This window comes from Variovorax sp. OK212 (genome assembly GCF_900112425.1).
Lineage (GTDB): Bacteria > Pseudomonadota > Gammaproteobacteria > Burkholderiales > Burkholderiaceae_C > Variovorax.
In genome coordinates this window covers 66,867-90,143 of the sequence record NZ_FOLP01000003.1, presented here as the reverse complement: position 1 = coordinate 90,143, position 23,277 = coordinate 66,867, and the positions used below count along the sequence as shown (strand labels likewise).

General features: G+C 68.5%; 22 protein-coding genes. 12 read left to right on the top strand and 10 right to left on the bottom strand.

Annotated features, from left to right (window positions below; translation table 11 throughout):
• Position 1: 1 nt before the first annotated feature.
• Entirely contained in the window at positions 2–1,156 is a 1,155-nt protein-coding gene (locus tag BM004_RS10845; protein ID WP_093122676.1) for a GNAT family N-acetyltransferase, read from the top strand.
• A 92-nt stretch (positions 1,157–1,248) separates the two neighbouring features.
• Complete coding sequence (locus tag BM004_RS10840) at positions 1,249–2,010, top strand: hypothetical protein (protein WP_093213190.1); 762 nt, start codon at positions 1,249–1,251, stop codon at positions 2,008–2,010.
• A 66-nt stretch (positions 2,011–2,076) separates the two neighbouring features.
• Here the strand turns inward: BM004_RS10840 and ppa are convergent, their stop codons facing one another.
• Complete coding sequence (ppa, locus tag BM004_RS10835) at positions 2,077–2,604, bottom strand: inorganic diphosphatase (RefSeq protein ID WP_093122682.1); 528 nt, start codon at positions 2,602–2,604, stop codon at positions 2,077–2,079.
• A gap of 255 nt (positions 2,605–2,859) precedes the next feature.
• Here ppa and BM004_RS10830 point away from each other — a divergent pair, with 255 nt between their 5' ends.
• The 8 genes from BM004_RS10830 to BM004_RS10795 all read left to right on the top strand — a co-directional run bounded on the left by BM004_RS10830 (position 2,860) and on the right by BM004_RS10795 (position 13,328).
• Positions 2,860–5,376 (top strand): sodium-translocating pyrophosphatase, encoded by a 2,517-nt coding sequence (locus BM004_RS10830; RefSeq protein WP_093214052.1) that lies wholly within the window; start codon positions 2,860–2,862, stop codon positions 5,374–5,376.
• Between the two features lies 1 nt (position 5,377).
• A complete protein-coding gene (locus BM004_RS10825) occupies positions 5,378–5,746 on the top strand; it encodes a nuclear transport factor 2 family protein (protein WP_093213188.1) in 369 nt (122 codons plus the stop codon).
• 71 nt (positions 5,747–5,817) lie between these two features.
• The gene (locus BM004_RS10820; RefSeq protein WP_093213186.1) at positions 5,818–7,719 is read left to right on the top strand and encodes a YhgE/Pip domain-containing protein; all 1,902 of its coding nucleotides are present in this window, start codon (positions 5,818–5,820) and stop codon (positions 7,717–7,719) included.
• Positions 7,720–7,763: 44 nt separating this feature from the next.
• On the top strand, positions 7,764–8,486 hold the full coding sequence (locus BM004_RS10815) for a MerR family transcriptional regulator (protein WP_093213184.1): 723 nt from the start codon (positions 7,764–7,766) through the stop codon (positions 8,484–8,486).
• 4 nt (positions 8,487–8,490) lie between these two features.
• Positions 8,491–9,978: a TolC family protein gene (locus tag BM004_RS10810; RefSeq protein ID WP_256219855.1), complete on the top strand. Its 1,488-nt coding sequence runs from the start codon at positions 8,491–8,493 to the stop codon at positions 9,976–9,978.
• Positions 9,978–10,964: an HlyD family secretion protein gene (locus BM004_RS10805; protein ID WP_093214048.1), complete on the top strand. Its 987-nt coding sequence runs from the start codon at positions 9,978–9,980 to the stop codon at positions 10,962–10,964. Before BM004_RS10810 ends, BM004_RS10805 begins: the two co-directional genes overlap by 1 nt.
• 19 nt (positions 10,965–10,983) lie before the next feature.
• Positions 10,984–12,168: an ABC transporter permease gene (locus BM004_RS10800; RefSeq protein WP_093213183.1), complete on the top strand. Its 1,185-nt coding sequence runs from the start codon at positions 10,984–10,986 to the stop codon at positions 12,166–12,168.
• On the top strand, positions 12,168–13,328 hold the full coding sequence (locus BM004_RS10795) for an ABC transporter permease (protein ID WP_093214047.1): 1,161 nt from the start codon (positions 12,168–12,170) through the stop codon (positions 13,326–13,328). The genes BM004_RS10800 and BM004_RS10795 overlap by 1 nt, the downstream gene beginning before the upstream one ends.
• Positions 13,329–13,331: 3 nt before the next feature.
• Here the strand turns inward: BM004_RS10795 and BM004_RS10790 are convergent, their stop codons facing one another.
• A complete protein-coding gene (locus tag BM004_RS10790; protein ID WP_093213181.1) occupies positions 13,332–13,961 on the bottom strand; it encodes a TetR/AcrR family transcriptional regulator in 630 nt (209 codons plus the stop codon).
• Between the two features lie 141 nt (positions 13,962–14,102).
• On the opposite strand from BM004_RS10790, the gene BM004_RS10785 reads away from it, so the two are divergent.
• Positions 14,103–14,963 (top strand): metal-dependent hydrolase, encoded by an 861-nt coding sequence (locus tag BM004_RS10785; RefSeq protein WP_093213179.1) that lies wholly within the window; start codon positions 14,103–14,105, stop codon positions 14,961–14,963.
• Positions 14,964–14,970: 7 nt separating this feature from the next.
• Here BM004_RS10785 and BM004_RS10780 read toward each other — a convergent pair whose 3' ends face one another.
• The 8 genes from BM004_RS10780 to BM004_RS10745 all read right to left on the bottom strand — a co-directional run bounded on the left by BM004_RS10780 (position 14,971) and on the right by BM004_RS10745 (position 22,576).
• Positions 14,971–15,558 (bottom strand): hypothetical protein, encoded by a 588-nt coding sequence (locus BM004_RS10780; protein WP_093122701.1) that lies wholly within the window; start codon positions 15,556–15,558, stop codon positions 14,971–14,973.
• 255 nt (positions 15,559–15,813) lie between these two features.
• Positions 15,814–16,044 carry a hypothetical protein gene (locus BM004_RS10775; protein ID WP_093122703.1) on the bottom strand — a complete coding sequence of 77 codons (231 nt, stop codon included), beginning with the start codon at positions 16,042–16,044 and terminating at the stop codon, positions 15,814–15,816.
• Entirely contained in the window at positions 16,031–16,393 is a 363-nt protein-coding gene (locus BM004_RS10770) for a hypothetical protein (RefSeq protein WP_093213178.1), read from the bottom strand. Before BM004_RS10770 ends, BM004_RS10775 begins: the two co-directional genes overlap by 14 nt.
• Before the next feature lie 27 nt (positions 16,394–16,420).
• The gene (locus BM004_RS10765; protein WP_093213176.1) at positions 16,421–17,332 is read right to left on the bottom strand and encodes a DUF6999 family protein; all 912 of its coding nucleotides are present in this window, start codon (positions 17,330–17,332) and stop codon (positions 16,421–16,423) included.
• A 19-nt stretch (positions 17,333–17,351) separates the two neighbouring features.
• On the bottom strand, positions 17,352–19,277 hold the full coding sequence (locus tag BM004_RS10760; RefSeq protein ID WP_093213174.1) for a StlD/DarB family beta-ketosynthase: 1,926 nt from the start codon (positions 19,275–19,277) through the stop codon (positions 17,352–17,354).
• Between the two features lie 4 nt (positions 19,278–19,281).
• Positions 19,282–20,238 (bottom strand): fatty acid desaturase, encoded by a 957-nt coding sequence (locus tag BM004_RS10755; protein ID WP_093213173.1) that lies wholly within the window; start codon positions 20,236–20,238, stop codon positions 19,282–19,284.
• The gene (locus BM004_RS10750; protein ID WP_093213171.1) at positions 20,216–20,992 is read right to left on the bottom strand and encodes a sterol desaturase family protein; all 777 of its coding nucleotides are present in this window, start codon (positions 20,990–20,992) and stop codon (positions 20,216–20,218) included. The genes BM004_RS10755 and BM004_RS10750 overlap by 23 nt, the downstream gene beginning before the upstream one ends.
• 9 nt (positions 20,993–21,001) lie before the next feature.
• Entirely contained in the window at positions 21,002–22,576 is a 1,575-nt protein-coding gene (locus BM004_RS10745; protein WP_093213169.1) for a phospholipase D family protein, read from the bottom strand.
• 130 nt (positions 22,577–22,706) lie between these two features.
• Here BM004_RS10745 and BM004_RS10740 point away from each other — a divergent pair, with 130 nt between their 5' ends.
• Positions 22,707–23,261 carry a peroxiredoxin gene (locus tag BM004_RS10740; protein ID WP_093122721.1) on the top strand — a complete coding sequence of 185 codons (555 nt, stop codon included), beginning with the start codon at positions 22,707–22,709 and terminating at the stop codon, positions 23,259–23,261.
• Positions 23,262–23,277: the final 16 nt, after the last annotated feature.

The window sequence follows — 23,277 nt, the reverse complement described above, 5'->3', positions numbered from 1 at the left end:
CTTGAACGATTATGTCATTCGGGTTCTGTCGTCGCCGTCGGACGTGAGCCCGGAAGCATGGAACGCGCTGCTCGCCGCCGAGGCCGAGCCCTCTCCTTTCATGCGCCACGAATACCTCGCGGCGCTGAACGACAGCCGCAGCGCCACGCCCGACAGCGGGTGGATGCCCCAGTTCGTCACGCTGTGGCAAGGCGACACCTTGCAGGCGGCGTGCCCGTTCTACATCAAGGACCATTCGTACGGCGAGTACGTGTTCGACTGGGCCTGGGCCAACGCCTACGAACAGCACGGCCTCGCCTACTACCCGAAGGCCGTGGTCGCGGTGCCCTTCACGCCCGTGCCCGGTGCAAGGCTGCTGGCGCGCGACGCCCAGAGCCGCACGTTGCTGGTGCAGGGGCTCATCGCGCTGTGCAAGCAGGAGGCACTGTCGTCGCTGCACCTGCTGTTCGGGTCCGACGCCGACATCGCGGCCTGCACCGAGGCCGGCCTCATGCTGCGCAACACGGTGCAGTTCCACTGGACCAACGCGCAGTACGCGGATTTCGACGCCTTCCTCGCCAGCCTCTCGCACGACAAGCGCAAGAAGATCCGCCAGGAGCGCCGCAAGGTGGCCGACGCGGGCGTGAGCTTTCGCTGGTCGCGCGGGGCCGACATCTCGAAGGCCGACTGGGACTTCTTCTACCGCTGCTACGAGCGCACCTACCGCGAGCACGGCAACCCGCCCTACCTCACACGCGACTTCTTCCGGCGCATGGCCGACACGATGCCCGAGGCCTGGCTGCTGTTCATCGCCGAGCGCAACGGCAAGCCCATGGCCGCCAGCCTGATCGCGCTGTCGACGCAGCCCGGCGAGCCGCCGGTCGCCTACGGCCGCTACTGGGGCGCGCTGGAGCGCGTCGACTGCCTGCACTTCGAGGCCTGCTACTACCAGCCGCTGGCCTGGTGCATCGCGCACGGGGCGACGCGCTTCGAGGGCGGCGCCCAGGGCGAGCACAAGATGGCCCGCGCACTCATGCCGGTGAAGACCACCAGCGCGCACTGGCTGGCGCATCCGTCGTTCGCCGACGCGGTCGAGCGCTTCCTGGAGCGCGAGGGCGAAGGCATCGAGAACTACATGGACCACCTGGGCGAGCGCAGCCCGTTCAAGGCCGCCTGAGCGGGGCCACGGCCGCCAGAACTGCCCCCGCCCGGCCATGCGGGGCTGCTATAAACGCGCCCGACATCCACAACAACACAGAGGGAAACCCGATGCCATTCGTCGGACTGGGGCTGCACATCTTCATCGCGCTGTTCTTCGCCGTGCATGCGATGCGCCATGGCAAGCAGATGTACTGGCTCATCATTCTTTTCAGCTTCCCGCTGCTCGGCAGCATCGTGTACTTCGTGGTCGAGTACCTGCCCGCCTCGCGCATGCAGCGCACCGCCGGCAAGGTGGCCAACGCGGCCATCGGCTTCATCGATCCCGAGCGCGAATACCGCGCCGCCGCCGAGGCCTACGACCTCGCCCCCACCGCGCAGAACAAGCTGCGCCTGGCCAAGGCCGCACTCGACCGCGGCCAGGCCGCCGATGCCGTGGGCCACTACCGCGACGCGCTCAAAGGCCCCCTCGCCTCCGACCCCGAACTGCAGTTCGGCCTGGCCAGCGCGCTGCTGGCCGCGGGCGGCCCCGCCGCCGGCCGCGAGGCGCTGCAGGCGCTCCAGTCCCTGCGCGCCACGCGCGACGACTACCGCCGCGACGAGGTCGCCGTGCTCACCGCCCGCGCCCTGGCCGCCGACGGGCGGCAACAGGAGGCACGCGAGGCCTTCGAAAGCGCACTGCGCCAGCACAACACGGTCGAGACCCGCGCCCGCTACATCGCATGGCTGGCTGAACAAGGGGATGCCACCGGCGCGCAACGCCAGTGGAATGAGCTCCAGCAGGCGGCACGCCACTGGAACTCCCACGCGCGAACGGTCAATCGCGAGTGGATGCGGCTGGCCTCGGAAGCCTCGAACAGGCTCCGGGCCTGAAGCCGCTGGTCCGAGGGGCCGCATGCGCATGCGGCCCCTCGGACGCCGCCTTGCGGCGGCAACAACTTACTTCTTGTAAGCGGCGATGCCGTCCAGGATTTCCTTCTTGGCGGAGTCGATGCCTTCCCAGCCCAGCACCTTGACCCACTTGCCGGCTTCCAGGTCCTTGTAGTGCTCGAAGAAGTGGCTGATGGCCTTCAGGCGCATCGGGTTCACGTCGTCGACCGACTTCCAGTGGCTGTAGATCGGCAGCACCTTGTCGGTGGGCACGGCCAGCACCTTGCCGTCGACGCCGGCTTCGTCTTCCATCATCAGGATGCCCAGGGGGCGGCACGGCACCACCACGCCCGGCAGCAGCGGGTACGGTGCGATCACCAGCACGTCGACCGGGTCGCCGTCGCCCGACAGCGTCTGCGGCACGTAGCCGTAGTTGGCGGGGTAGTACATGGCCGTCGTCATGAAGCGGTCGACGAAGATCGCGCCCGATTCCTTGTCGACTTCGTACTTGATCGGGTCGGCGTTCATCGGGATTTCGATCACGACGTTGAAGGCATCGGGGACGTTCTTGCCGGGGGAAACTTTGTCGAAGGACATGACGTTTTTCGAGTAGTTGAAAAGTATGAGAAGGATGGGGACAAACCCGGAGTTTACTTTCCGTGTCACCGCACGGTCGCACACGCGCTCGTTTTTGCCTGTAAATTGCAACCGTTGGCCAATCGGCTCCGCACCCAAAGTGCAGTGAGCTTCGAGGAAGCAACGCGGCGGAAATCATGCTCCCGTACGCGTTGCACGCAGGGTTCATGGCGTCCGTCTCCACAAGTCTTAAACGAACGAATGGAGAAGCAAAGCATGATCGGCAACACCCCCCTGATACTGGCCGTCGTCTGTGGCCTCGTGGCCGTGGCCTACGGTTTCTGGGCCCGAAGTTGGATTCTCGCGAAGGACCCCGGCAACGCCCGCATGCAGGAGATTGCAGCGGCCATCCAGGCCGGCGCCTCCGCCTACCTTGCCAAGCAGTACAGCACCATTGCCATCGTCGGCGTGGTGCTGGCCGTGCTCATCGCCCTCTTCCTCGACCTGACCACCGCGGTCGGCTTCGTGGTGGGCGCGGTGCTGTCGGGGGCCTGCGGCTTCATCGGCATGAACGTGTCGGTGCGCGCCAATGTGCGCACGGCGCAGGCCGCCACGCACGGCATCGGCCCGGCACTCGACGTCGCGTTCCGCGGCGGCGCCATCACCGGCATGCTGGTGGTGGGCCTGGGCCTGCTGGGCGTGTCGGTCTTCTACTGGGTGCTGGCCGCCGGCGGCATTCCGGCCGGGCCGCACGGCCTCTCGGCCCTGCTCAACCCGCTGATCGGCTTTGCCTTCGGCTCCTCGCTGATCTCGATCTTCGCGCGGCTGGGCGGCGGCATCTTCACCAAGGGCGCCGACGTGGGCGCCGACCTGGTGGGCAAGGTCGAGGCCGGCATCCCCGAAGACGACCCGCGCAACCCCGCCGTCATTGCCGACAACGTGGGCGACAACGTCGGCGACTGCGCCGGCATGGCGGCCGACCTGTTCGAGACCTACGCCGTGACGCTCATCGCCACCATGGTGCTGGGCGCGCTGATGGTCACGGCCGCACCCACCAACGCGGTGCTGTACCCGCTGGCGCTGGGCGGCGTGTCGATCATCGCGTCGATCATCGGCTGCTTCTTCGTGAAGGCCTCGCCGGGCATGGTCAACGTGATGCCGGCGCTCTACAAGGGCCTGGCGGTGGCGGGCGTGCTGTCGCTGATCGCCTTCTGGTTCATCACGAGCTGGCTGATTCCCGACAACGCCATTGCGCCCAGCGGCAGCCAGCTGAAGCTGTTCGGCGCCTGCTTCGTGGGCCTGGCGCTCACGGCGGCGCTGGTGTGGATCACCGAGTACTACACCGGCACGCAGTACAAGCCCGTGCAGCACATCGCGCAGGCGTCGACCACCGGGCACGGCACCAACATCATCGCGGGCCTGGGCGTGTCGATGCGCTCCACGGCCTGGCCGGTGATCTTCGTGTGCATCGCCATCCTGGCCTCGTACACGCTGGCGGGCCTGTTCGGCATCGCGGTGGCCGCCACGTCGATGCTGAGCATGGCCGGCATCGTGGTCGCGCTGGACGCCTACGGCCCCATCACCGACAACGCCGGCGGCATTGCGGAAATGAGCGACCTGCCCGCCAGCGTGCGCGCCGTGACCGACCCGCTCGACGCCGTGGGCAACACCACCAAGGCCGTGACCAAAGGCTATGCCATCGGCTCGGCCGGCCTCGCCTCGCTGGTGCTCTTTGCCGACTACACGCACAAGCTCGAGAGCTTCGGCCAGGCGATCAGCTTCAACCTGAGCGACCCGATGGTGATCGTCGGCCTGTTCATCGGCGGGCTGATTCCCTACCTCTTCGGCGCGATGGCCATGGAAGCCGTGGGCCGCGCGGCAGGTGCGGTGGTGGAAGAAGTGCGCCGACAGTTCCGCGACATCCCCGGCATCATGGAAGGCACCGGCAAGCCCGAGTACGGCAAGGCCGTGGGCATGCTGACCGGCGCGGCCATCAAGGAAATGATGATCCCGTCGCTGCTGCCGGTGCTGGTGCCGATCGTGGTGGGCCTGGTGCTCGGGCCGAAGGCGCTGGGCGGGTTGCTGATGGGCACCATCGTCACGGGCCTGTTCGTGGCCATCAGCATGTGCACGGGCGGCGGCGCGTGGGACAACGCCAAGAAGTACATCGAGGACGGCCACTTCGGCGGCAAGGGCAGCGAGACGCACAAGGCCGCCGTCACCGGCGACACCGTGGGCGACCCCTACAAGGACACCGCCGGCCCGGCCGTGAACCCGCTGATCAAGATCATCAACATCGTGGCGCTGCTCATCGTGCCGCTGGTGGTGAAGTTCCATGCCGGCGATGCAGCCGCGGCCGTGCCGGCCAAGGTCGAGACGCCGCCTGCGGCCATGGCACCGGCCGCGATGGCGCCATCGACACCCGCGGTCGTGGTGGCGGCAGGCGCCGTGTCGGCCGCGGAAGCCGCGGCGGTGAAGGTCGAGAACGGCGTCGTGAAGTTCTACTTCGCGAGCGCCAGCGCCGAGGTGGCGCCCAACGCCAAGGAGGCGCTGGCCGACGTCATCAAGGCCGTGCAGAGCGGCAGCACCGTGCTGGTGAGCGGCTACCACGACGCCAGCGGCGACGCGGCCAAGAATGCCGAGCTGGCCAAGCAGCGCGCCATGGCCGTGAGCGACGCGCTCAAGGCGGCCGGCGCGCCCGAAGACAAGATCGAGCTGGCCAAGCCCGAGCAGTCGCAGGCCGACGGCCCGCCCTCCGAGGCGCGGCGGGTGGAGGTCAAGGTCAAGTCCTGACATGCCCACGCCCGAGCGGCTCGAAGCCTTCATTGCCGCCGTCGAAGGCGGCGCGCATGCCAAGGCCATCGAGGACTACTACACCGAGGACGCCACCATGCGCGAGAACCAGGCCGAGCCGCGGCGCGGCCGCGCCACGCTGGTGGCACAGGAAAGCGCCGTGCTCGCACGCACCGAATCGGTGGCGTCCACCTGCGTGCGGCCGGTGCTGGTGAACGGCGACCACGTGGCGATCCACTGGGTCTTCGACTTCACCTTCAAGGAGGGCAGCGCCATGCGCATGGAAGAAATCGCCTGGCAGCGCTGGGAAGGCGAGTGCATCGCAGAGGAACAGTTCTTCTACGACCCCGCGCAGCGAAAGCCGGCCTGAACGGGCCTGAACAGTCCTGAACGGGCCTCGCTTGCAACAGACCATCATGGCGCTTGAGACACACTAGCGCCATGCAGTACCTCCACGCACTGTTTGCCGGCACCTGGGCCATCGCCCGGGCCGAGCTGGCGATCGTGCGGCGCTTTCCGCGCATCCTGCTGGCGGTGGTGGCGGTGGGCGTGGTGCCGGCGATCTACGCGCTGATCTACCTCACGAGCGTGTGGGACCCGGCCGGCCACACGGCCGACCTGCCCGCGGCCATCGTGAACCAGGACAGCGGCGTGACCTACATGGCGCACTCCGTGAACGTGGGCGACGAGCTCACCCGCTCCCTGCTCGAGAAGCGCGCCTTCGGCTTTCGCACGATGACCGACCCCGAGGCCGCGCGCGCCGAGGTGCGGCGCGGCACCCTGGCCTTCGCGCTGCTGATTCCGGCCGACTTCAGCGCCAATGCCGTGCCAGGCACGCACCGCGGTGCCGGCCAATTGGTGGTCTACACCTCGGAGGGCAACAACTACAGCTCGGCCGGCCTGGCCCGCCGCTTCGCGGGCGAGCTCGGGCACCAGGTCAACGAGATGCTCAACGAGCAGCGCTGGGAGCTGGTGCTGAACGCCGCCTCGGGCTCGCAACAGCGGCTGGAGCAGCTCAAGCAGGCGCTGCTGCAGCTGCGCGACGGCAGCCAGACGCTGGCCAACGGCGCCATCCAGTACAGCGCCGCGGCCCAGCAGGTGGGCAGCGGCTTCAAGCAGGTCAACGGCGGCATCCGCACCATCCAGTCGAAACTGCCGGCCGATGCCGACCTGCGCGCGCTCAAGTCCGGCGCACAGCAGCTCACGGCGGGCCAGCGCGAACTCGGCAGTGGGCTCGCGCAGCTCGACGACGGCCTCGACCAGTTGACCGGTGGCGCCAGCCAGCTCGGCGACGGCGCGCGACGGATGCAGAAGGAGTCGGCCGACATTCCCTTCGTGGGCGACCGCCTCGCCCGGGGCGCCGGCGAGCTTGCGGCCGGCGCCGACAAGCTGCGCGGCGGCCTCGGCCAGGCGCAGGCCGCCATGGCCAAGGCCGAGGAAGGCAACCAGAAGCTCGTGGCCGGTGCCTCGGCGCTGGAAGGCGGCGTCGGCAAGCTCACCGACGGCATGGGGGCGCTGTCCGCCGGCATCCGCACCATGGCCGGCAAGCTGCCCGAAGACCGCAAGCTCGACGAATTCATGCAGGGCGGCGCGCAACTCTCGCAAGGCGCGCAGCGGCTGCTGACGGGCGTGCGCACCATCGAGGCCGCCCTGCCCGCTTCGATCACGCGCATCCAGGGCAGCGCCTCGGGCCTGGCCGACTCGGTCGAGCCCAAGGTCGAGGTGGTGGCGCCGGTGGCCAACAACGGCAGCGCCTTCGTGCCCAACATGGTGTCGGTGGCGCTGTGGATCGGCGCGGTGATGGCCGGCTACCTGTTCAACATCCGCATCGTGCTGGCCGACCACACCCACTACCCGAGGCTGGCGAAGACGCTCGGCAAGATCACCATGCCGGCGCTCATCGTGCTGCTGCAGGTGGCGCTGGTGCTGGCCACGCTGCTGGGCGTGCTGCAGGTGCAGGCGCCGCGGGTGGCGGCGCTGGCGCTCACGATGGCGCTGGCCTCGCTGGTGTTCCTGGTGGTGCTGTTCGCCATCCTGCATGTGTTCGGCGACTTCGGGCGCATCCTGACCGTGCTGCTGCTCACGCTGCAGCTGTCGGCCGGCGGCGGCGTGCTGCCGGTGGAGCTGTCGGCCGGCTTCTTCCGCGACGTGCACAGCTGGCTGCCCTTCAGCTGGGTGGTGCAGGCCTTCCGCGCCGTGATGTTCGGCGCCTTCGACAACGGCTGGGCGCACGCCTGCGGCGTGGTGGTGCTGTCGGGCGCGGTGGCGGTCGGGTTGATGGCACTCTTCGGCAAGTGGAAGGAAGTGCTGCTCGCCGACTACAAGCCGACCATCCAGATCTAGAACCGATCGATGTGACATTTGCGATGTAACATTCAATCCGTCACATGAACACCACCGCCGCTCCCGACGCCGATCGAGCCCGTTCCATCGAGGAACTGGCCGCGCGCACGGGCGTCACGGTGCGCAACATCCGCGCCTACACCACGGCCGGGCTGCTGCCGCCGCCCCGCCTGCGCGGACGCCTGGGGCTGTACGGCGACGAGCATGCCCAACGCCTCGGGCTGATCCGCGCGCTGCGCGACCAGGGCTTCGGCATCGAGGCCATCCGCCGCATCTTCGCGCGCGCGCCGGCCTCGTCCTGGCCCGACCTGGTGGCCGTGGCGCGCTCCGTCTCGGGCAGCCTGTTCGCCGAAGAGCAACCGGTGGTGGTCTCGGCCAAGGCGCTGGCCGCCAAGTGGCAGGGCCAGATGACGCCCGCCCTGCTCGCGCGGGCCACCAAGGCCGGCCTGATGCGCGAGCTGCCCGACGGCCAGGTGCAGATGCTCAGCCCCGCGCTCGGCCAGGTCGCCGAACAACTGGCCGCGCTCGGGCTGCCGCTGGAAGCCGCGATCGGCATGCAGGAAACCATGGCCCGCACCTTGCGGACCGTGGCACGCCACTGGCTGCGCACGCTGGCCGACAGCCTGCTGAGCGGCAACGCCATCGACCTCGAGCGCACCGCCCAGCTGCTCGAGAAGGCGCGCCCGCTCGCTACCGGCGCGGTGCAGGCCGCGTTCCCCGTGATCCTGCAGCAGGAGCTCGACGCCCTGCTGCGCAAGGCCGCCTGAAACGATGACACGACCTCGCCCCGCCCTTCTGCCCTCCTTGCTTCTGCTGCCGGCCATGCTCGGGCTTGGCGCCGCGGCCTTCGCGCAGGTGCAGGCGCAAACGCAAACGCAAACGCAGACGCAGACGCAGGTGCAAACGCAGGCCCAGCCCCGGGGCGACGCCCTGTCGCTGAGCTTCGACGCCGCCCGCGCCCGCATGATCGACCGCTCCGACAAGCTGGCCGCCGCCCGCGCCGCGGTCGAGTCCAAAGAGCTGCAGGGCGAAGGCGTCAAGCGCCTGGGCGGCCCGGTGGTCAGCATCTCTGGCCTGGCCTATGCCTACAACGCCAACCTGAACCTCGACCTCGATCCGCTCAACCAGAAGCTCGGGCAGATCGGCTCCTCGCTGCCCTCGTCGATCCAGAGCTTCATCTCGCGCGTGCCGATTCCGCAACTGCCCAACAGCTACACGCTGAACCGCCACGACACCGGCACCAACACCTCGATCTCGGCGGTGTGGCCGCTGTACGTGGGCGGCGCCACCGACGCGGTGCGCGGCTTCGTGTCGGCGCAGACGCGCGAGGCGCAGGCCGATGCCGAGCAGGCCGGCCACGAGGTCGACACGCTGCTGGTGCAGCGCTACTTCGGCGCCCAGCTCGCGCAGCGCGCGGCCACGCTGCGCGCGCAGGCCGAGCGCACCATCGCGCAACACGATTCGGCGGCGCAGAAGATGCTCGCGGCCGGCGTGATCTCGCGCGTCGAGCGGCTGCAGGCCAGCGCGGCGTACGAGGAAGCCCGCCGCAATGCGCGCAAGGCGGAAGACGACGCCGCGCTGGCGGCCGTGGCGCTGGCGCGCACGGTGCGCGCCGACGGCAGCGTGGCACCGCAGACGCCGCTGTTCATCATCAGCACGCCGGTCGAGCCGCTGGGCTACTTCATCGATTCGGCGCTCACGCGGCACCCCGGCCTGGGCAAGGTAGCCGCCAAGAAGTCGCAGGCCGAGCAACTGCACGAAGGCGAGGAGGCACTGCGCCGCCCGCAGATCATTGCCTTCGGCACGCGCGAACTCAAGAGCGGCAATGCCGACTGGGTGGCCGGCGTCGGCGTGCGCTGGACGCTGTACGACTCGGTCGACCGCAGCGCCCTGTCGGCCGCCTCGCTCAAGCAGATCGAGCAGGCCGAGCGCACCGACGCGCAGGCGCGCAGCGACATCTCGCTGCTGGTGGAGCGCAACTGGCGCGCGCTGGAGAACGCGCGGCGCCAGTACATGGAAATGAAGGCCTCGGTCGCGCTGGCGCAAGAGGTCGTCAAGCTGCGCACCTCGGGCCTGCGCGAAGGCACGAGCACCACGCTCGACCTGATCGACGCCGAGACCAACCAGGCCAAGGTGCTGACCGAACGCGCGCAGGCCGCCAACGACTACGTGCAGGCGCTCGCGCAACTGCTCGAGAGCGCCGGCCTTTCCGACAGGTTTTCCGACTACGTCGCGCGTGCCGACGTGAGGGTGAATTGATGATGAGTGCCAAGACCCGCAAACTGATCGCGATACTCGCCGCCCTGCTGGTGCTGGCGGTGCTGGTGTGGGGCTTCTGGCGCGCGTCGCAGCCCGCGCCCGAGGTGTTCCAGGGCCAGATGGAGGCGCGCGAGACCGACGTGGCCGGCAAGGTGACGGCGCGCGTGGCCGAAGTGCTGGTGAAGGAAGGCGACCGCATCGCCGCCGGCGCGGTGCTGGTGCGCATGGACAGCCCCGAGGTGCGCGCCAAGCTGGCCCAGGCCACCGCCGCCGAACAGGCCGCGCAAGCCGTGGCCGAGAAGGCGCAGAACGGCGCGCGGCCGCAGGAAATCGAGATGGCGCGGATGCAGTGGCAGCGCGCCGAAACCGCGGCGCAGCTTGCGCAGACCTCGTTGCGCCGTGTCGACGGGCTGGCGCGCGAAGGCCTGGTGGCCGACCAGAAGCGCGACGAGGCCGAAGCCAACTGGAAGGCCTCGCGCGACGCCGCCATCGCGGCCAGGGCGCAGTACGACATGGCCCGCAGCGGCGCACGGCCGGAAGACAAGGCCGCGGCCAGCGCGCAGGCCCGCCAGGTGGCCGGCGTGGTCGCCGAGGCCGAAGCCGCCAAGGCCGAGACCGAGCTGCGCAGCCCCGTCGGCGGCGAGGTGGCGAAGGTGCTGGCCAAGGTCGGCGAGCTGTCGCCGCAAGGCGTAGCGGTGGTCACCGTGGTCGACCTGGCCGACCAGTGGCTGGTGCTGAACGTGCGCGAGGACCGTCTCGCGCGCTTCGCGCTCGGCAGCGAATTCGACGCGCGCCTGCTCGCGCTGGCGGAAGGCAAACGCACGGCGCGCTTCAAGGTCTACTACAGCGCCGTGCTGCCCGACTTCGCGACGTGGCGCGCCACGCGCGGCGGCAACGGCTTCGACGTGCGCACCTTCGAGGTTCGCGCGAGGCCCGTGCAGCCGATCGAAGGCGCGCGGCCCGGCATGAGCGTGCTGGTCGACTGAGCCCGCACGGACTTCTTCGATGAGCCTGCGCGGCTTCTCCACCGCCAGCGCACGGCGCGAATTCGCGCTGCTGCGCACGCGCCCGTGGGACCTCGCCATGATCTCGTGGGTGCCGCTGCTCGCGGTGTGGCTGATCTGGTGGATCTTCTCGGCCGGCCTGCCCGAGCGACTGCCGATCGGCGTGCTCGACCAGGATCACTCGTCCCTCTCGCGCCAGCTGGTGCGCTTTCTCGACGCCACGCCGGGCCTGCGCGTGGTGCAGCAATACGGCGACGAAGGCGAGATGGCGCGCGCACTCACCAGCGGCGCGGTCGATGCGGCGGTGCAGCTGCCGCGGGACCTGAGCCGCGACGTGAAGCAAGGCCGCGTCGGCCAGGTCGTGCTGCTGCACAACGCGCAGCTGGGCACGCATTCGAGCCTGATCCAGCGCGACGTGCGCACCGCGGTGGCCACCGTGTCGGGCGGCGTGGAGCTCACGGTGCGCAACAAGCGCGGCGAGTCGATGCGGGCCGCGCGCGTGAGCATGGAGCCGATCAAGGCCAGCATGGTGGCGCTGTTCAACACCTCGACCGACTACGAACAGTTTCTGGGCGCCGCGCTGATCCCGGCGCTGCTGCACATCCTTGCGATGACGGCGGGCGCGTGGGCCGTGGGGCGCGAGCTGCGCGACCGCAGCATCGGCGAATGGCTGGGCGCGGCGCCGCGCTGGCACGAGGCGCTGGCCGCGCTGGCGGGCAAGCTCGCGCTGCCGTTCGCGAGCCTTTCGGCGGTGGCGGTCGCGGCCATGCTGTGGATCACGGCGGGACGCGGATGGCATCCGCCCGGCTCGCTCGGCTGGACGCTGTTCGCGCTGGTGGTGTTCCTGGCGCTGTCGATCGCGCTCGGCGCTTTCGTGTCGGGTCTCACGCGCTCGCTGCGCACCGCGCTGTCGGCCACGGGCTTCATCACCGCGCCGGCCTTCGCGTTCGGCGGCGTGGGCTTTCCGCTGGTGGCAATGCCCTTCTTCGCGCACGCATGGGCCAGCCTGCTGCCCTACACGCACTACATCCGCGTGCAGATGGAGCAGCTGCAGATGGGCGCGCCGCTGGCGTACTCGGCGGCGACGCCGCTGTGGATGGTGCTGGGCACGGGCGTGCTGCTGGCGCTGTGCGCCGGGGCGCTGGCGCGGGCCGCCAGGGCACCCGAGAGCTGGGGCGCACGCTGATGGCGACCAACGAACGCACCCACCTCGGCGCCGCATGGCGCGACACCGCGCTGGCCGTGCTGCGCGACAAGGGCGTGGTGCTGATCATGCTGCTCGCGCCCATCATCTACGGCTTCTTCTACCCGTGGCCCTACGGCACGCAGGCCGTGACGCGCGTGCCGGTGGCGGTGGTCGACCAGGACCACAGCTCGCTGTCGCGGCAGATCGCGCGCTTTGCAATGGCCAACCCGCGGCTCGACGTGCGCATGGTCACGGGCGACGTGCACGAGGCACAGCAGGCGCTGTGGCGCGGCGAGATCGAGGGCTACGCGCTGCTGCCGGCGGACCTCAAGCGCGACGTGCTGCGCGGCACGCCGGCGGTTGTCACCATCGAGGGCAACGGCGCGTATGCCTTGCTCAACAAGGCGGTGCTGTACGGCTTCTCCGAGGCCGTGGGCACGGTGTCGGCGGGCGTGGAAATCCGCAAGCTGCAGGCCGGCGGCCAGAGCGCGGTCCAGGCCGCACGCAGCCGCAGCCCGCTCAACACGCAACTGGTCGCGCTGTTCAACCCGACCGAAGGCTACGGCAGCTACGTGGTGCCGGCGGTGGCGCTGCTGATCCTGCAGCAGACGCTGCTGATGGGCGCCGCAATGCTCGCGGGCACCTGGGCCGAGGCCGGGCGGCTGCGGGCCTCGATGGGTGCGTGGCTGGGACGGCTGGGGGCGCTCTCGGTGTTCGGCTACCTGAGCGGGCTTTTCTACTTCGGCTGGGTGTTCTTCCTGCAGGACTATCCGCGCGGCGGCAACCCGTGGGGCGCGCTGGTGCTGCTGGCGTTCTACGTGCCGGCGATCTGCACGCTCGGCCTGCTGCTGGGCTGCTGGTTCCGCGACCGCGAGCGGGCCCTGCAGGTGCTGCTGTTCACCGCCCTGCCGATGGCCTTTCTCTCGGGCTTCTCGTGGCCCGTGGAGGCCTTGCCGGGGCCGCTGCAGGCGCTGCGCTGGGTCTTCCCGAGCACCTCGGGCATCCAGGCCTCGCTGCGGCTGAACCAGATGGGCGCGCCGCTGCATGACGTGCTGCCCTGCCTCGGCGTGCTGGCCGCCCTGATCGTCGCGGGCCTCCTGACGCTGTGGCTCGCGGCCACGCCGCGCGCCGCCGGCGCGAAATCCGTTCAATCAGCCTAGCGTCTAGCGTCGGCTCTCGGCGGCCACCGCGCGCACCAGCCGCGTGGCGGGTGCCACCAGCTCGCGCAGGTCGCCCGCGCGGTCCTGCTCGATGGCCTGCAGCACCAGTTCGTTGATGCCACCGACCACGGTCATGGCCATTTCGCCGGTCAGGTGCACCGGAGGGCCTTCGGCACTGCCGCTGCTGTTGATTGCCACCTGGATGAAGTTGGCGATCTCGTCGTTCACGCGGCGCCGCACCACCAGGCCGGGCATGCCCAGGCCGAGAATCTCGACGAAGAGCGTGCGCAGCAGCACGGGGTCTTGCGCCAGGTAATCGAAGTACGCGGTCATCGCCTGCTCGACCTGCGCGTGCCAGGGCTGCACCGGGTCGAAGGCCTCGCTCACGGCCTGCAGCGCGAGGCGGCTGGCGGTTTCATAGAGCGCGATCAGGCACTCGGTCTTGGTGCTGAAGTGTTCGTAGAAGGTGCGGCGCGACACGGCGGCCTCGCGCACGATGTCGGCAATGGTGGTCTCGGCATAGCCCTTGGCGGCCACGGCTTGCGCCATGCCCTGGAGAAGACGCGTGTAGTGCTCGCTGCCCGGGCCCTCGGCGGACTTGGAGGGGGCTGCTTTATCGATGGTTTCGCTCATGGAAGGTACATTTTCCTACGGCCCGGTACTTGACAGTACCAGCTCACAATTGCACCATGACGGCATGCGGTACGACGTTGTACCAACGTTGCACCGGTTTTCCACTCCACGTATGCCGTGTTTTCCCGAGGCCCGCTCCCCATGACCGAACTCGTCGTCCGCCGTCTCCTGATCGACCTGCAGTCGCCCTTCGCCCGCAACTGGTGTGGCGGCGACGCCTTCTCGAGCGCCTTTTTCAACGCCCTGTCGATGAGCTTCCCCTTCGGCGAGCAGTTCTTCATCGACGCGGTGCGCGACGCCGTGGCCACGCTGCCGCCCGAGGCGCAAGACAAGCACCGCGCCGACGTGCGCGGCTTCATCGGGCAGGAAGCGACGCACCGGCGCATCCATTCGCTGTTCAACAACCACCTCGAGAGCCAGGGCCTGGTCGACGGCTGGACCGCGCGTGCCAGCAAGCGCTTGACCCTGATGGAGCAAGCCGATCCGCGCCACGCCTTGGCGGTGACGGCGGCCACCGAGCACTTCACGGCGATGTTCGCCGAGTGGCTGCTGGCGCACCCGCAGATCCTCGACGGCGCCGAGCCCCGGCTGCGCACCATGTGGCTGTGGCACAGCGCCGAAGAACTGGAGCACAAGAGCGTGGCCTTCGACGTCTACAAGGCCGCAGGCGGCTCCGACGAATGGCGCAACCGCTGGTTCCGCCGCGTGACGATGATGTTTCTCGGCGACCTGATGCACCAGACCATCGACAACCTGCGCCACGAGAAGCAGCTGTGGAAGTGGTCGACCTGGAAGAGCGCCGCGCGCATCCTGCTGAGCCGCGACGGGCTGCTGCGCGGCAACCTGGCCGGCTGGCGCAGCTACCTGCGCGCGGACTTCCATCCGGCGCAGCAGGACAGCAGCCTGTCGGAGCGTTGGCTGGCGGACAACCGCGCGCAGTACACGCCGGTGGGTGCCGGCGCCACAGCCTCGGAGGCTGCAGCTACCCCTACCGCTGCTTGAAGCCGAATCAGTTGTAGCTGGAGCGCTGCGGCACGCCAGTGGCGATCTGCTGGTGCTCGGGGCGCAGCGTGAGGTCATGCAGCGTGTCGAAATCGGAGGGTGCATCGGGCACGCGCATCACGGTTTCGAGCTCGTGCATCGAGATGACCCAGCGGCCGGCCGGCGACTCGGCCGGTTCGTCGTTGGCGAACACACCGTCGCGGATGTAGAAGGTCTCGCCTTCCGAGCGTTCGGCGTGCAGTTCGAGCAGGCGGGCGATCGAGAAGTTGTACGTCACGAGCTTCTCGCGCGTCTTGCGGTCCTTGCCACCGCAGTTGAACGAGCCTTCGGCCGCGATGACGATGCAGGAGCCGTCGACGCCCCCGTCCATGTCGATCTCGTTGCCCGAGCGCCAGATGGCGTTGGGCAGGCGCACGCGGACCTTGTCGATCACCAGGTCGCGTTGCCGGTTGAGGCTTCCCAGGGGCGGCACCAGCGAGCGCAGCTGACGCAGGCGCTCGGCGAAGTTGTCGTCCATCAGGAACTCGACATGGTGGGTCGCGCTGCCCGAGGAGCGCTTGACCACCTGCATGATGACGGCGCGCGGTTTAGCCATGGCTCAAACCCTTTGCAAGCATTGAATTCCATGTGGTCCCGCCCGGGGCGTCGATGGCGTGGCTGCAATTCATTGGAAATCGACTACAAATTAGAACTTAGGAATAAATGCAATTAGCTGCATCATTTGTTTCCAACTGTATAGCGATTGGGGCCGATGTGGAAGCCAATCCGTGACTTATGCACGTGGGAATGTCGCCAAAACGTCTCGCGGGCGTGCTAACAGGGTACCCTGTCGGCCGCCCGATTCTGGCCCCTATTCCAGGGATTCGTCGAGCGCCTTGCACGAAGGCGCGCAAACGGTCTGGGACTTGCCCAGCACCTGACGGGTGCGCAACTGCGAGCGCACGCGGTGCTTGCCGCACATGAAGCACGACATGGTCGCGCCGCTGAAAGACGCCGAAGCGCGGAACGGCGAACCCGGCGCCTTGGACTTGTAACGCAGGCCGTCCGCCACCACCGCCGTTTTCACTTCACCCTTCGCCATGCATCTTGTCCTTGCTGTTCGGTTCGGCACGGCGCATGGCGCGTGCAATGGCTTCCCGGGCGCTGACTTCAGCAGCCAGGGAAGCGTCGAGCGCCGAGCGGCAAAGCCCGGCGTGCTGGTAGTTGAGGTTCTCATAAACCTCGGCCGCGGCCGGATAGGCATCGAGCAGGCGGCCGAGTTCGGCGCCTTGTTCGATATCTTCGAACTCGTGCACAAGGTGCTCGACGACGGAGCGGTATTGCTCTGCGCCGACGGGCACCGGGCTGTGCTCGAGCTTTTCCAGCAGTTGCGCCAGCACGTGGGTCACTGCCAGATCGGTCTTGGGAGACGGATTATCGGTGGTGTTCATGATTTTCCATCTGGGGGCAGCATACGCCTATGCAAGTGGCTGCTCGTACAGGGATGTCTCCGGCTCCCCCGCGCGCTGCGCCGCCTGCATCCGCTGGAGCAGGCTGTGGAGCATTTCGGTCGACAAACCGTGGATCACCAGCCGGTGCCCGGCCCGCAGGGTCGACAGCGGCACCAGCGGGTGCTTGTTGTTGACCAGGATCAGGTGCTCCGGCGCGTCCAGCAGGGTTGCCGTGTAGATGCCGATGGTTTCGTCCAGTTGCAAGGAATTCGCCGCCCGCCAGAAATCGTTGTCCGTGAGCATCAGCTGGTAGAGCGGCGTGAACAGCTCGATGGCGCTTTGCAGGTCGAGGAAGTTGAGCTTGCCCTGGGGCATGTCCTCCAGCCGCAGCCCGGGCTCCTTGATCATCGAGAAATCGACGTTCTCGGCCTTGCACAGCGTCAGGCCCTTGTCGCGCAGGGCCGTGTTCAGGCGGATCACGAAATTGAACAGGTTCAGGTCGTGCTTGAGGAACATCTCGTCCTTCAGCGCGTCGATGTCGGCCGGTTCCAGCGGGTTCGTGGCCACCGGCGCCGGCGAGTTCCGCCCGATGAAGGCCAGCACCTGCGACCCCAGGTGAAAGTGCCGCAGGATCAGCCAGTTGGCCTCCGGCGACACGAAGCGCTTGAGCCCCCACGCCAAAAACCGGTGCAGCAGCATCGAATGCGACCAGTTGCGCGGAACAAACACTTTCACGATCTGGATCAGGATGATCGTCAGCCGCGCCAGCGGCCGCAGGAACGGCAGCAGGTACTGCCGCGAGCCCGAACTCGAGTCGGCCAGCCACGCCGACTTCACGTTGTCGGGCAGCGGCGTGCTCTGGTCGAGGTACAGCGCCAGCCAGGGGCTGGGGTCGCGCTCGTCGTGCGCCTGGGTCAGGAAATCAGGGGTTCGGTCCATGGGGCCTGTGCTCGGTGATTCATTCGGAGACTGGTTCGGTGCGGTTTTCGGTGATGTGCTGGAACTGCATCAGGTACAGCGCGGCCGTGTGGCGCGCGGTGTCGGCAATCTGGCGCGCGGCACGTGCCTGCCCTTCCACGGCCATCACCATCTCGACCGCCGTGAGCCAGCGGCTCAGGTGATGTTCGTCGTTGTGGCCGTGGTACTCGAGGAAGCGGAAGGCGTCGGGCGGCAGCTTCAGGCTGGCCTTCAGCAGCGGCAGCAGCGCCGGCACGATGCGCTGGCCTGTGCCCTCGATGATGTAGATCGCGCCCAGCAGCCCGATCGGGTCGCGCGTGGCCGCCAGCCCGTGCAGGTAGGCGTTGAGCGCTTCGCCGCCGGGGTTGCGGCGCAGGTCTTCGATGCGCTCGACCGTGCCGCCCGCCTTGCGGTAGTCGCTGAAGAGGATGTTGAAGTCGTTCTGCTCCTCGCCCGCATGCACGCCGATCAGCGAGGCCAGCATCTGGTACGGCTCGCTCAGCGAGGCCGCGCCCTCGCGCATCCACAGGCTGCCTTCGCGCACCTGCGGCACCCATTGCGCCATCCAGTTCAGGTAGTCGGGCACGGCGAAGCGGCGCTCGCGGATCTGGCGCACCAGCGGCGTGCGCCAGACGCGCGAGCGGTAGTCGTGCCAGATGGCGGCCAGCTCGGTGAGCAAGGCGCCCAGGCCTTCGGGCGCGGCGGCCGGGTCGTGCGGGGGCGCGATGACCAGGTCGTCGTCGGGCACTGCCGCGGCGCGGGGCGCAACCGCCACGGGCGCGGCCCCCACCGGTTCCACCGCCTCCACCTCGAGCAGCATGTACGCCGCCATGAAGCGCCCCGACTCCGGCACGTAGCAGAAGATCTGCTCGCCGGGCTTCAGCGTCTTCGTGTGCAGAAACTCGGCCAGCATCACCAGGATCGACGCCGCCCCGGTGTTGCCGCGCCAGGCCAGGTTGCTCCACCAGCGTTCGCGTGGAATCGACAGGTCGGCCTTGGCCATCAGGTCCTCGACCACCGGGATGAATTTTTCCGACGAGTAGTGGCACAGGAAGTGATCGACCCGCTTCGGATCGACCCAGCCGTAGCGCACGAGACCCGCGTACTCGTGGATGCCGATGTCGAACAGGTGCGGCAGCAGGCGAATGTCCTGCCGCAGCGACAAGGCGCCCGCCGCTTCCGCCTCGGCCCACGAGCCGAAGTCGAGGTGCCCTCGCGCGCGGTCTTCGGTCAGGCCCAGCTGCATGCAGACCGGGTAGTCGCCCGAGAAGGCGCGCTGGTGCACCCACTTCAGCTTCAGGCGCAGCCCCGGCACACCGGCCAGTGCGGGCGTGCCGTCGGACAGCAGCAAGGCGCCCGCGCCATCGGACAGCATCCAGCGCAGGAAGTGCGAGTCGAAGTCGGTCTCGTAGCCGCGCGCCGCGAAGCGCGAACGCTTGAACAGGCGCGACGGCATCTCGCTGGCCACCGCCATGGCCGAGCGGTGCGCGCCCAGCTCGATGCCCTGCGCCGCCGTCTGGATCGCCGATACGCCCGCCGCGCAGATGCCGTGCACCGAGTGCGTTTCCATCGGCTGCGCGGCCAGTTCGCCCTGGATCATGTTGGCGAAACCCGGCATCAGCGTGTCGCCGCCCGACGAGCCGCTGGCCAGCAGCGACACGCGCGACAGCTCCGCCCCGCCGCGCCGCAGGCAGTCGCGAATGGCGCCGGCCGCCAGTTGGGCGTTGGTGTGCTGCGTCACGCCTTCCGCGTCGATGGCGTAGTGCCGCGTGAGGATGCCGTTCTCCGCCAGGATGCGCCGCTTGATGCGCTCCGACATGCGGTTGAGCGGCGCGATGTACGCGTCCATGCGGTCGTTGGGAACGGGCTCGCCCGGCATGAAATAGCCGGCGCTTTCGAGGTAGACGCGTTGGAATGAAACGGGCATGGGTTCAGGTGATGGATGAATCGGGAGGCATCAGCGGGCGGCTGCGAAAACGCGGCCACACGGGCCCCAGCACGAACACGCGCACCATGTACGGCACCAGCCCGCCCTCGTTGAGCACCGGGTCCACCTGCGCGCGGTAGCGCGTGTCGTGCAGGCGGGTGAGCTCGGACCAATGGGCATGCGGGTTCTCGTGGTGTGCGGTGTGCAGGCCGATGTTGAACAGCAAGGGGTTCACCAGCCCCTCGAAATTGCGGGCGTAGTTCAGCCGGGTACCTGGGGTATCGCCGGGCGCCTCCTTCGAGGAGGACGCGGGCCGCGTCTTTCGGCCGTCGGCGTGCGCGTGCTGCAGGTAGTTGGTCGCCAGCAGCCAGTGCAGGCCGTGCAGCTGCGGCACGATCACGAAGACCAGCGCCTTGCGCCAGTCGAGCGCCAGCAGCACCGCCCAGCTGCCCAGCCACAGCACGTACTGCGCCATGCAGTAGCGCCACGCGCCGCGCCGGTGCCGCCTGAGCCGCCCGAGCCACGCGAAGAACACCGGCATCAGCACCCACACCGCCTGGAACGGGTGCAGCAGGTAGCCCCGCAGGTGGTTGGTGTCGCCGCCGAAACGGTAGGTGCGCGCCACGTCCTTCGGGCCATGCCGATGGCGATGGTGGTTGGCCACGTGCGCGGGCCAGAACACGAAGGTCGGGTGGCCCTGCAGCAGCGTGATCCACGAGTCGGTCAGCCGGTTCATGCGCCGCCCGCGCCACATGCGCAGGTGCACGTGGTTGTGGTGGATCACGCCCACGCCCAGCGTGAGGAACAGCATCAGCGCATAGAGCACGGCATGGAAGCCGTGCACCCACTGCCACGCCGCCAGCGCGGGCAGCGCCGCGAGATAGGCCAGGCTCTGCCAGTCCCGCCAGTGGCGCAGCCTCGGCCAGCGAGGTCGTGCGTCAGGCGGTGGTCGTGGCGCCATGCTTCTTGCGAAAGGCCTGGAAAAGCGGCTCGGCGGCGTCGGCCGCGATGCGGGTGCGGAACAGCCGGTCCATGAACGTGAACTGGAAGCCGTAGTTGCCGTTGTGCACGGCGTGGTGCAGGTGGTGCCGCCGGCTCGCCGCGAACCAGTGGCTGTACGACACGCCCGTGAAGAAGTCGTAGTTCGAATGCCCGACGCAATTGAAGAACAGGCTGAACACCGGCACCGCCGCCAGCGCCCAGAAGCTGAAGTCGTGCACCACCATCGGCAGCAGGATCACGTTGCCCAGCATCAGCGCCTCGATCGGGTGGAAGCTGTAGGTGGCCCACGGCGTGGTCACGAACGAGCGGTGGTGCGGCCCGTGAAAGCGCCGCAGCCAGCGCGTGTGCAACAGGCGGTGGTTGACCCAGAAATGCACGTCGTTCCAGACCGCGAGCACGAGGATTTCAAGCGCGACCTGCCGCCAGCCCGCATCGCCGTCGAGCCGCGCCCAGCCCAGCTGCAGCAAGCCCCACGGAAACACCATGCCGAACCCGAAGATCAGCACCGACACGCCCGACTGCCCCAGTTCGCGCCGCAGCTGGCCCGGCTGAAGCGGCCGCGGGTCGAGCACGCGCCCGATGCCCAGTGCCGGCAGCACGCGCTTGGTCAGCAGCCACGTGAGGCCGCCGAAACCAAGGTAGATACCGCCAAAAAAAAGTACGCCCCACAGCATGACCTGGGGGGCGGACAACGAGGTGAAAGTCTGCGCCATCCCCCGAGGCTACAACAGCATCTCGGGAACGATCGGCGCAATGAGCATGTTGTAGAAGCGCTGGAAGAATCCCGACTCCGGCTCCGAGGTCAGGATCATTTCCTTCTCGCCGTCGTTGGTGAGCCATTGCAGCGTGCCGGTGTCCTTGGCCAGCCGCAGCCGGTAGGAGTTCTGCAGCTTGCTGATGTTGATGATGCGCAGCATCTCGCGCGCCAGCTGCGGGCTGTCGACCACCACGCCCATCTCGGTGTTCTGGCTCGCCGAGCGCGGGTCGAGGTTCATCGAGCCGATGAAGATGCGCGTCTTGTCGATGGCCGCCGTCTTGGCATGCAGCCGGCCGAGCGACTTGCCGAACATGCCGAAGCGCTCGCCCGCGCTGGTGCGCTGCGGGCTCAGCTCGTACAGGTCGGCGCCGCTTTCCAGCAGCCGCTGGCGGTAGCGCGCATAGCCGGTATGCACCAGCGGCTCGTCGTTGGCCGCCAGCGAGTTGGTCAGCAGCGTGAGCTTGACCTTGCGCTTGGCCAGGTCCTCGAAGGCGGCCATGCCGCGCTCGCCCGGCACCAGGTACGGCGAGGTCAGGTCGACCTCGGTCTTGGCGTCCATCAGCAGGCCCCAGACCTTCATCGTCACGCTGGTGGCGATGGCCTCGTCGGCCGTCATGGTGGCGGGCTTGGTGGGCGGATCGGCGATGGCGCGGGCCTCGCCCCACAGCAGGCCCATGCGCCCGGCGTCGAGCTCTTCGGCGATCGGGCCGTAGCCCAGGATGTCGGACGGCGGCAGCACGATCTTGGGCGGCGGCGCGGCCATGCCCACCCAGTTGTCGAAGTCGGCGCCGCCGGGCTTGCGCCCGCCCTCGCCCGTCACGATGTCGGCAATGGGCCAGACCTGCACGCTGTTCCAGTAGGCGTCGAAGATGTTCTCGAGCTGCGGCACCACCTTGCCGACCACCAGCGCGTCCATGTCGATGAAGTTCTGCGCTTCGCTCAACACGAAATATTCGTCGGCGATGTTGCGCCCGCCCACCACCGCCATCACGCCGTCGGCAATGAAGAGCTTGTTGTGCATGCGGTGGTTCAGGCGCCCAATCTCCCAGGGCGACGCCGCGAAGCGCGACAGGAAGCCGTTGCGCCCGCAGCAGAACGGGTTGAACAGGCGCACGTCCACATTGGGCGTTTCGGACAGCGCCAGCAGCAGTTGCTGGCTCTTCACGGTGTACAGGTCGTCCACCAGCACGCGCACCTTCACGCCGCGGTGGGCGGCTTCGCGCAGCGTGCGCAGCAGCAGCCGGCCGACCGCGTCGTTCTCGAGCTGGTAGTACTGCACCTCCAGCGTGCGCTGGGCCCGCTGGGCCAGCTGGATGCGCGCGTCCAGCGAGTACACGCCCAGCGGCATGAGCCGGAAGCCCGAGTGCTCGTCGGGCGGCGTGGAGGCGGTGGCGATCTTGGCGAGCGTGGTGGTGGGATCGACGGCGGCGGAGAATTCCGCGGGCCGCTCCCGCGCCGGCGGCAGCGAGCCGCAGGCGCCGAGCGCCGCGAGCAGCGCGCCCGCCAGCGCGATGCGCAGAAAGGAAAGCCAGGCGTTCATGATGGTGCGTCCATTGCGTGGTTTTTCAGTTGTTGTATTCAGTACGCCAGCCGGCCGGTGCCGGTTTCAGGGGGCCTTCCCGCGGGTGCGCAGGCCTAGAATTCTGCCCATCCCGCTCAGGAGTTACATCATGGTCCGTTCGCTTTTTTCTCGCATCGCCCTGATGACGGTTCTTGCAGCCTCGACCCACGCCGCCTGGGCTGCCCTGGACATCGGCGACCCCGCGCCCAAGTTCACCGCCAATGCCGCGCTGGGCGGCAAGACCTTCCGCTACTCGCTGGCCGACGCGCTCGCCAAGGGGCCGGTGGTGTTGTACTTCTTTCCGGCCGCCGACTCCAATGACTGCTCGATCGAAGCCCATGCCTTCGCCGAGGCCATCGACAAGTTCGCCGCGCTCGGCGCCACGGTGATCGGCGTCTCGGCGGACGACATCGACACCCTGTCGAAGTTCTCGGTCAAGTCGTGCCAGAGCCGGTTCCCGGTGGCGTCGGACGAAGGCAAGTCGGTGATCCAGGGCTTCGACGCCGTGATGCAGACGCGGCCCGACTTCGCCAACCGCCTGTCTTACGTGATCGCGCCGGACGGCAAGGTCGCGTACTACTACCAGAACCTGAATCCGGACAAGCACGTGGAGCGCACGCTGAATGCGGTGCGGGCGCTGCCGAAGGCGACCGCGGCGAAGTAAGCCGAAGCCCGGGACT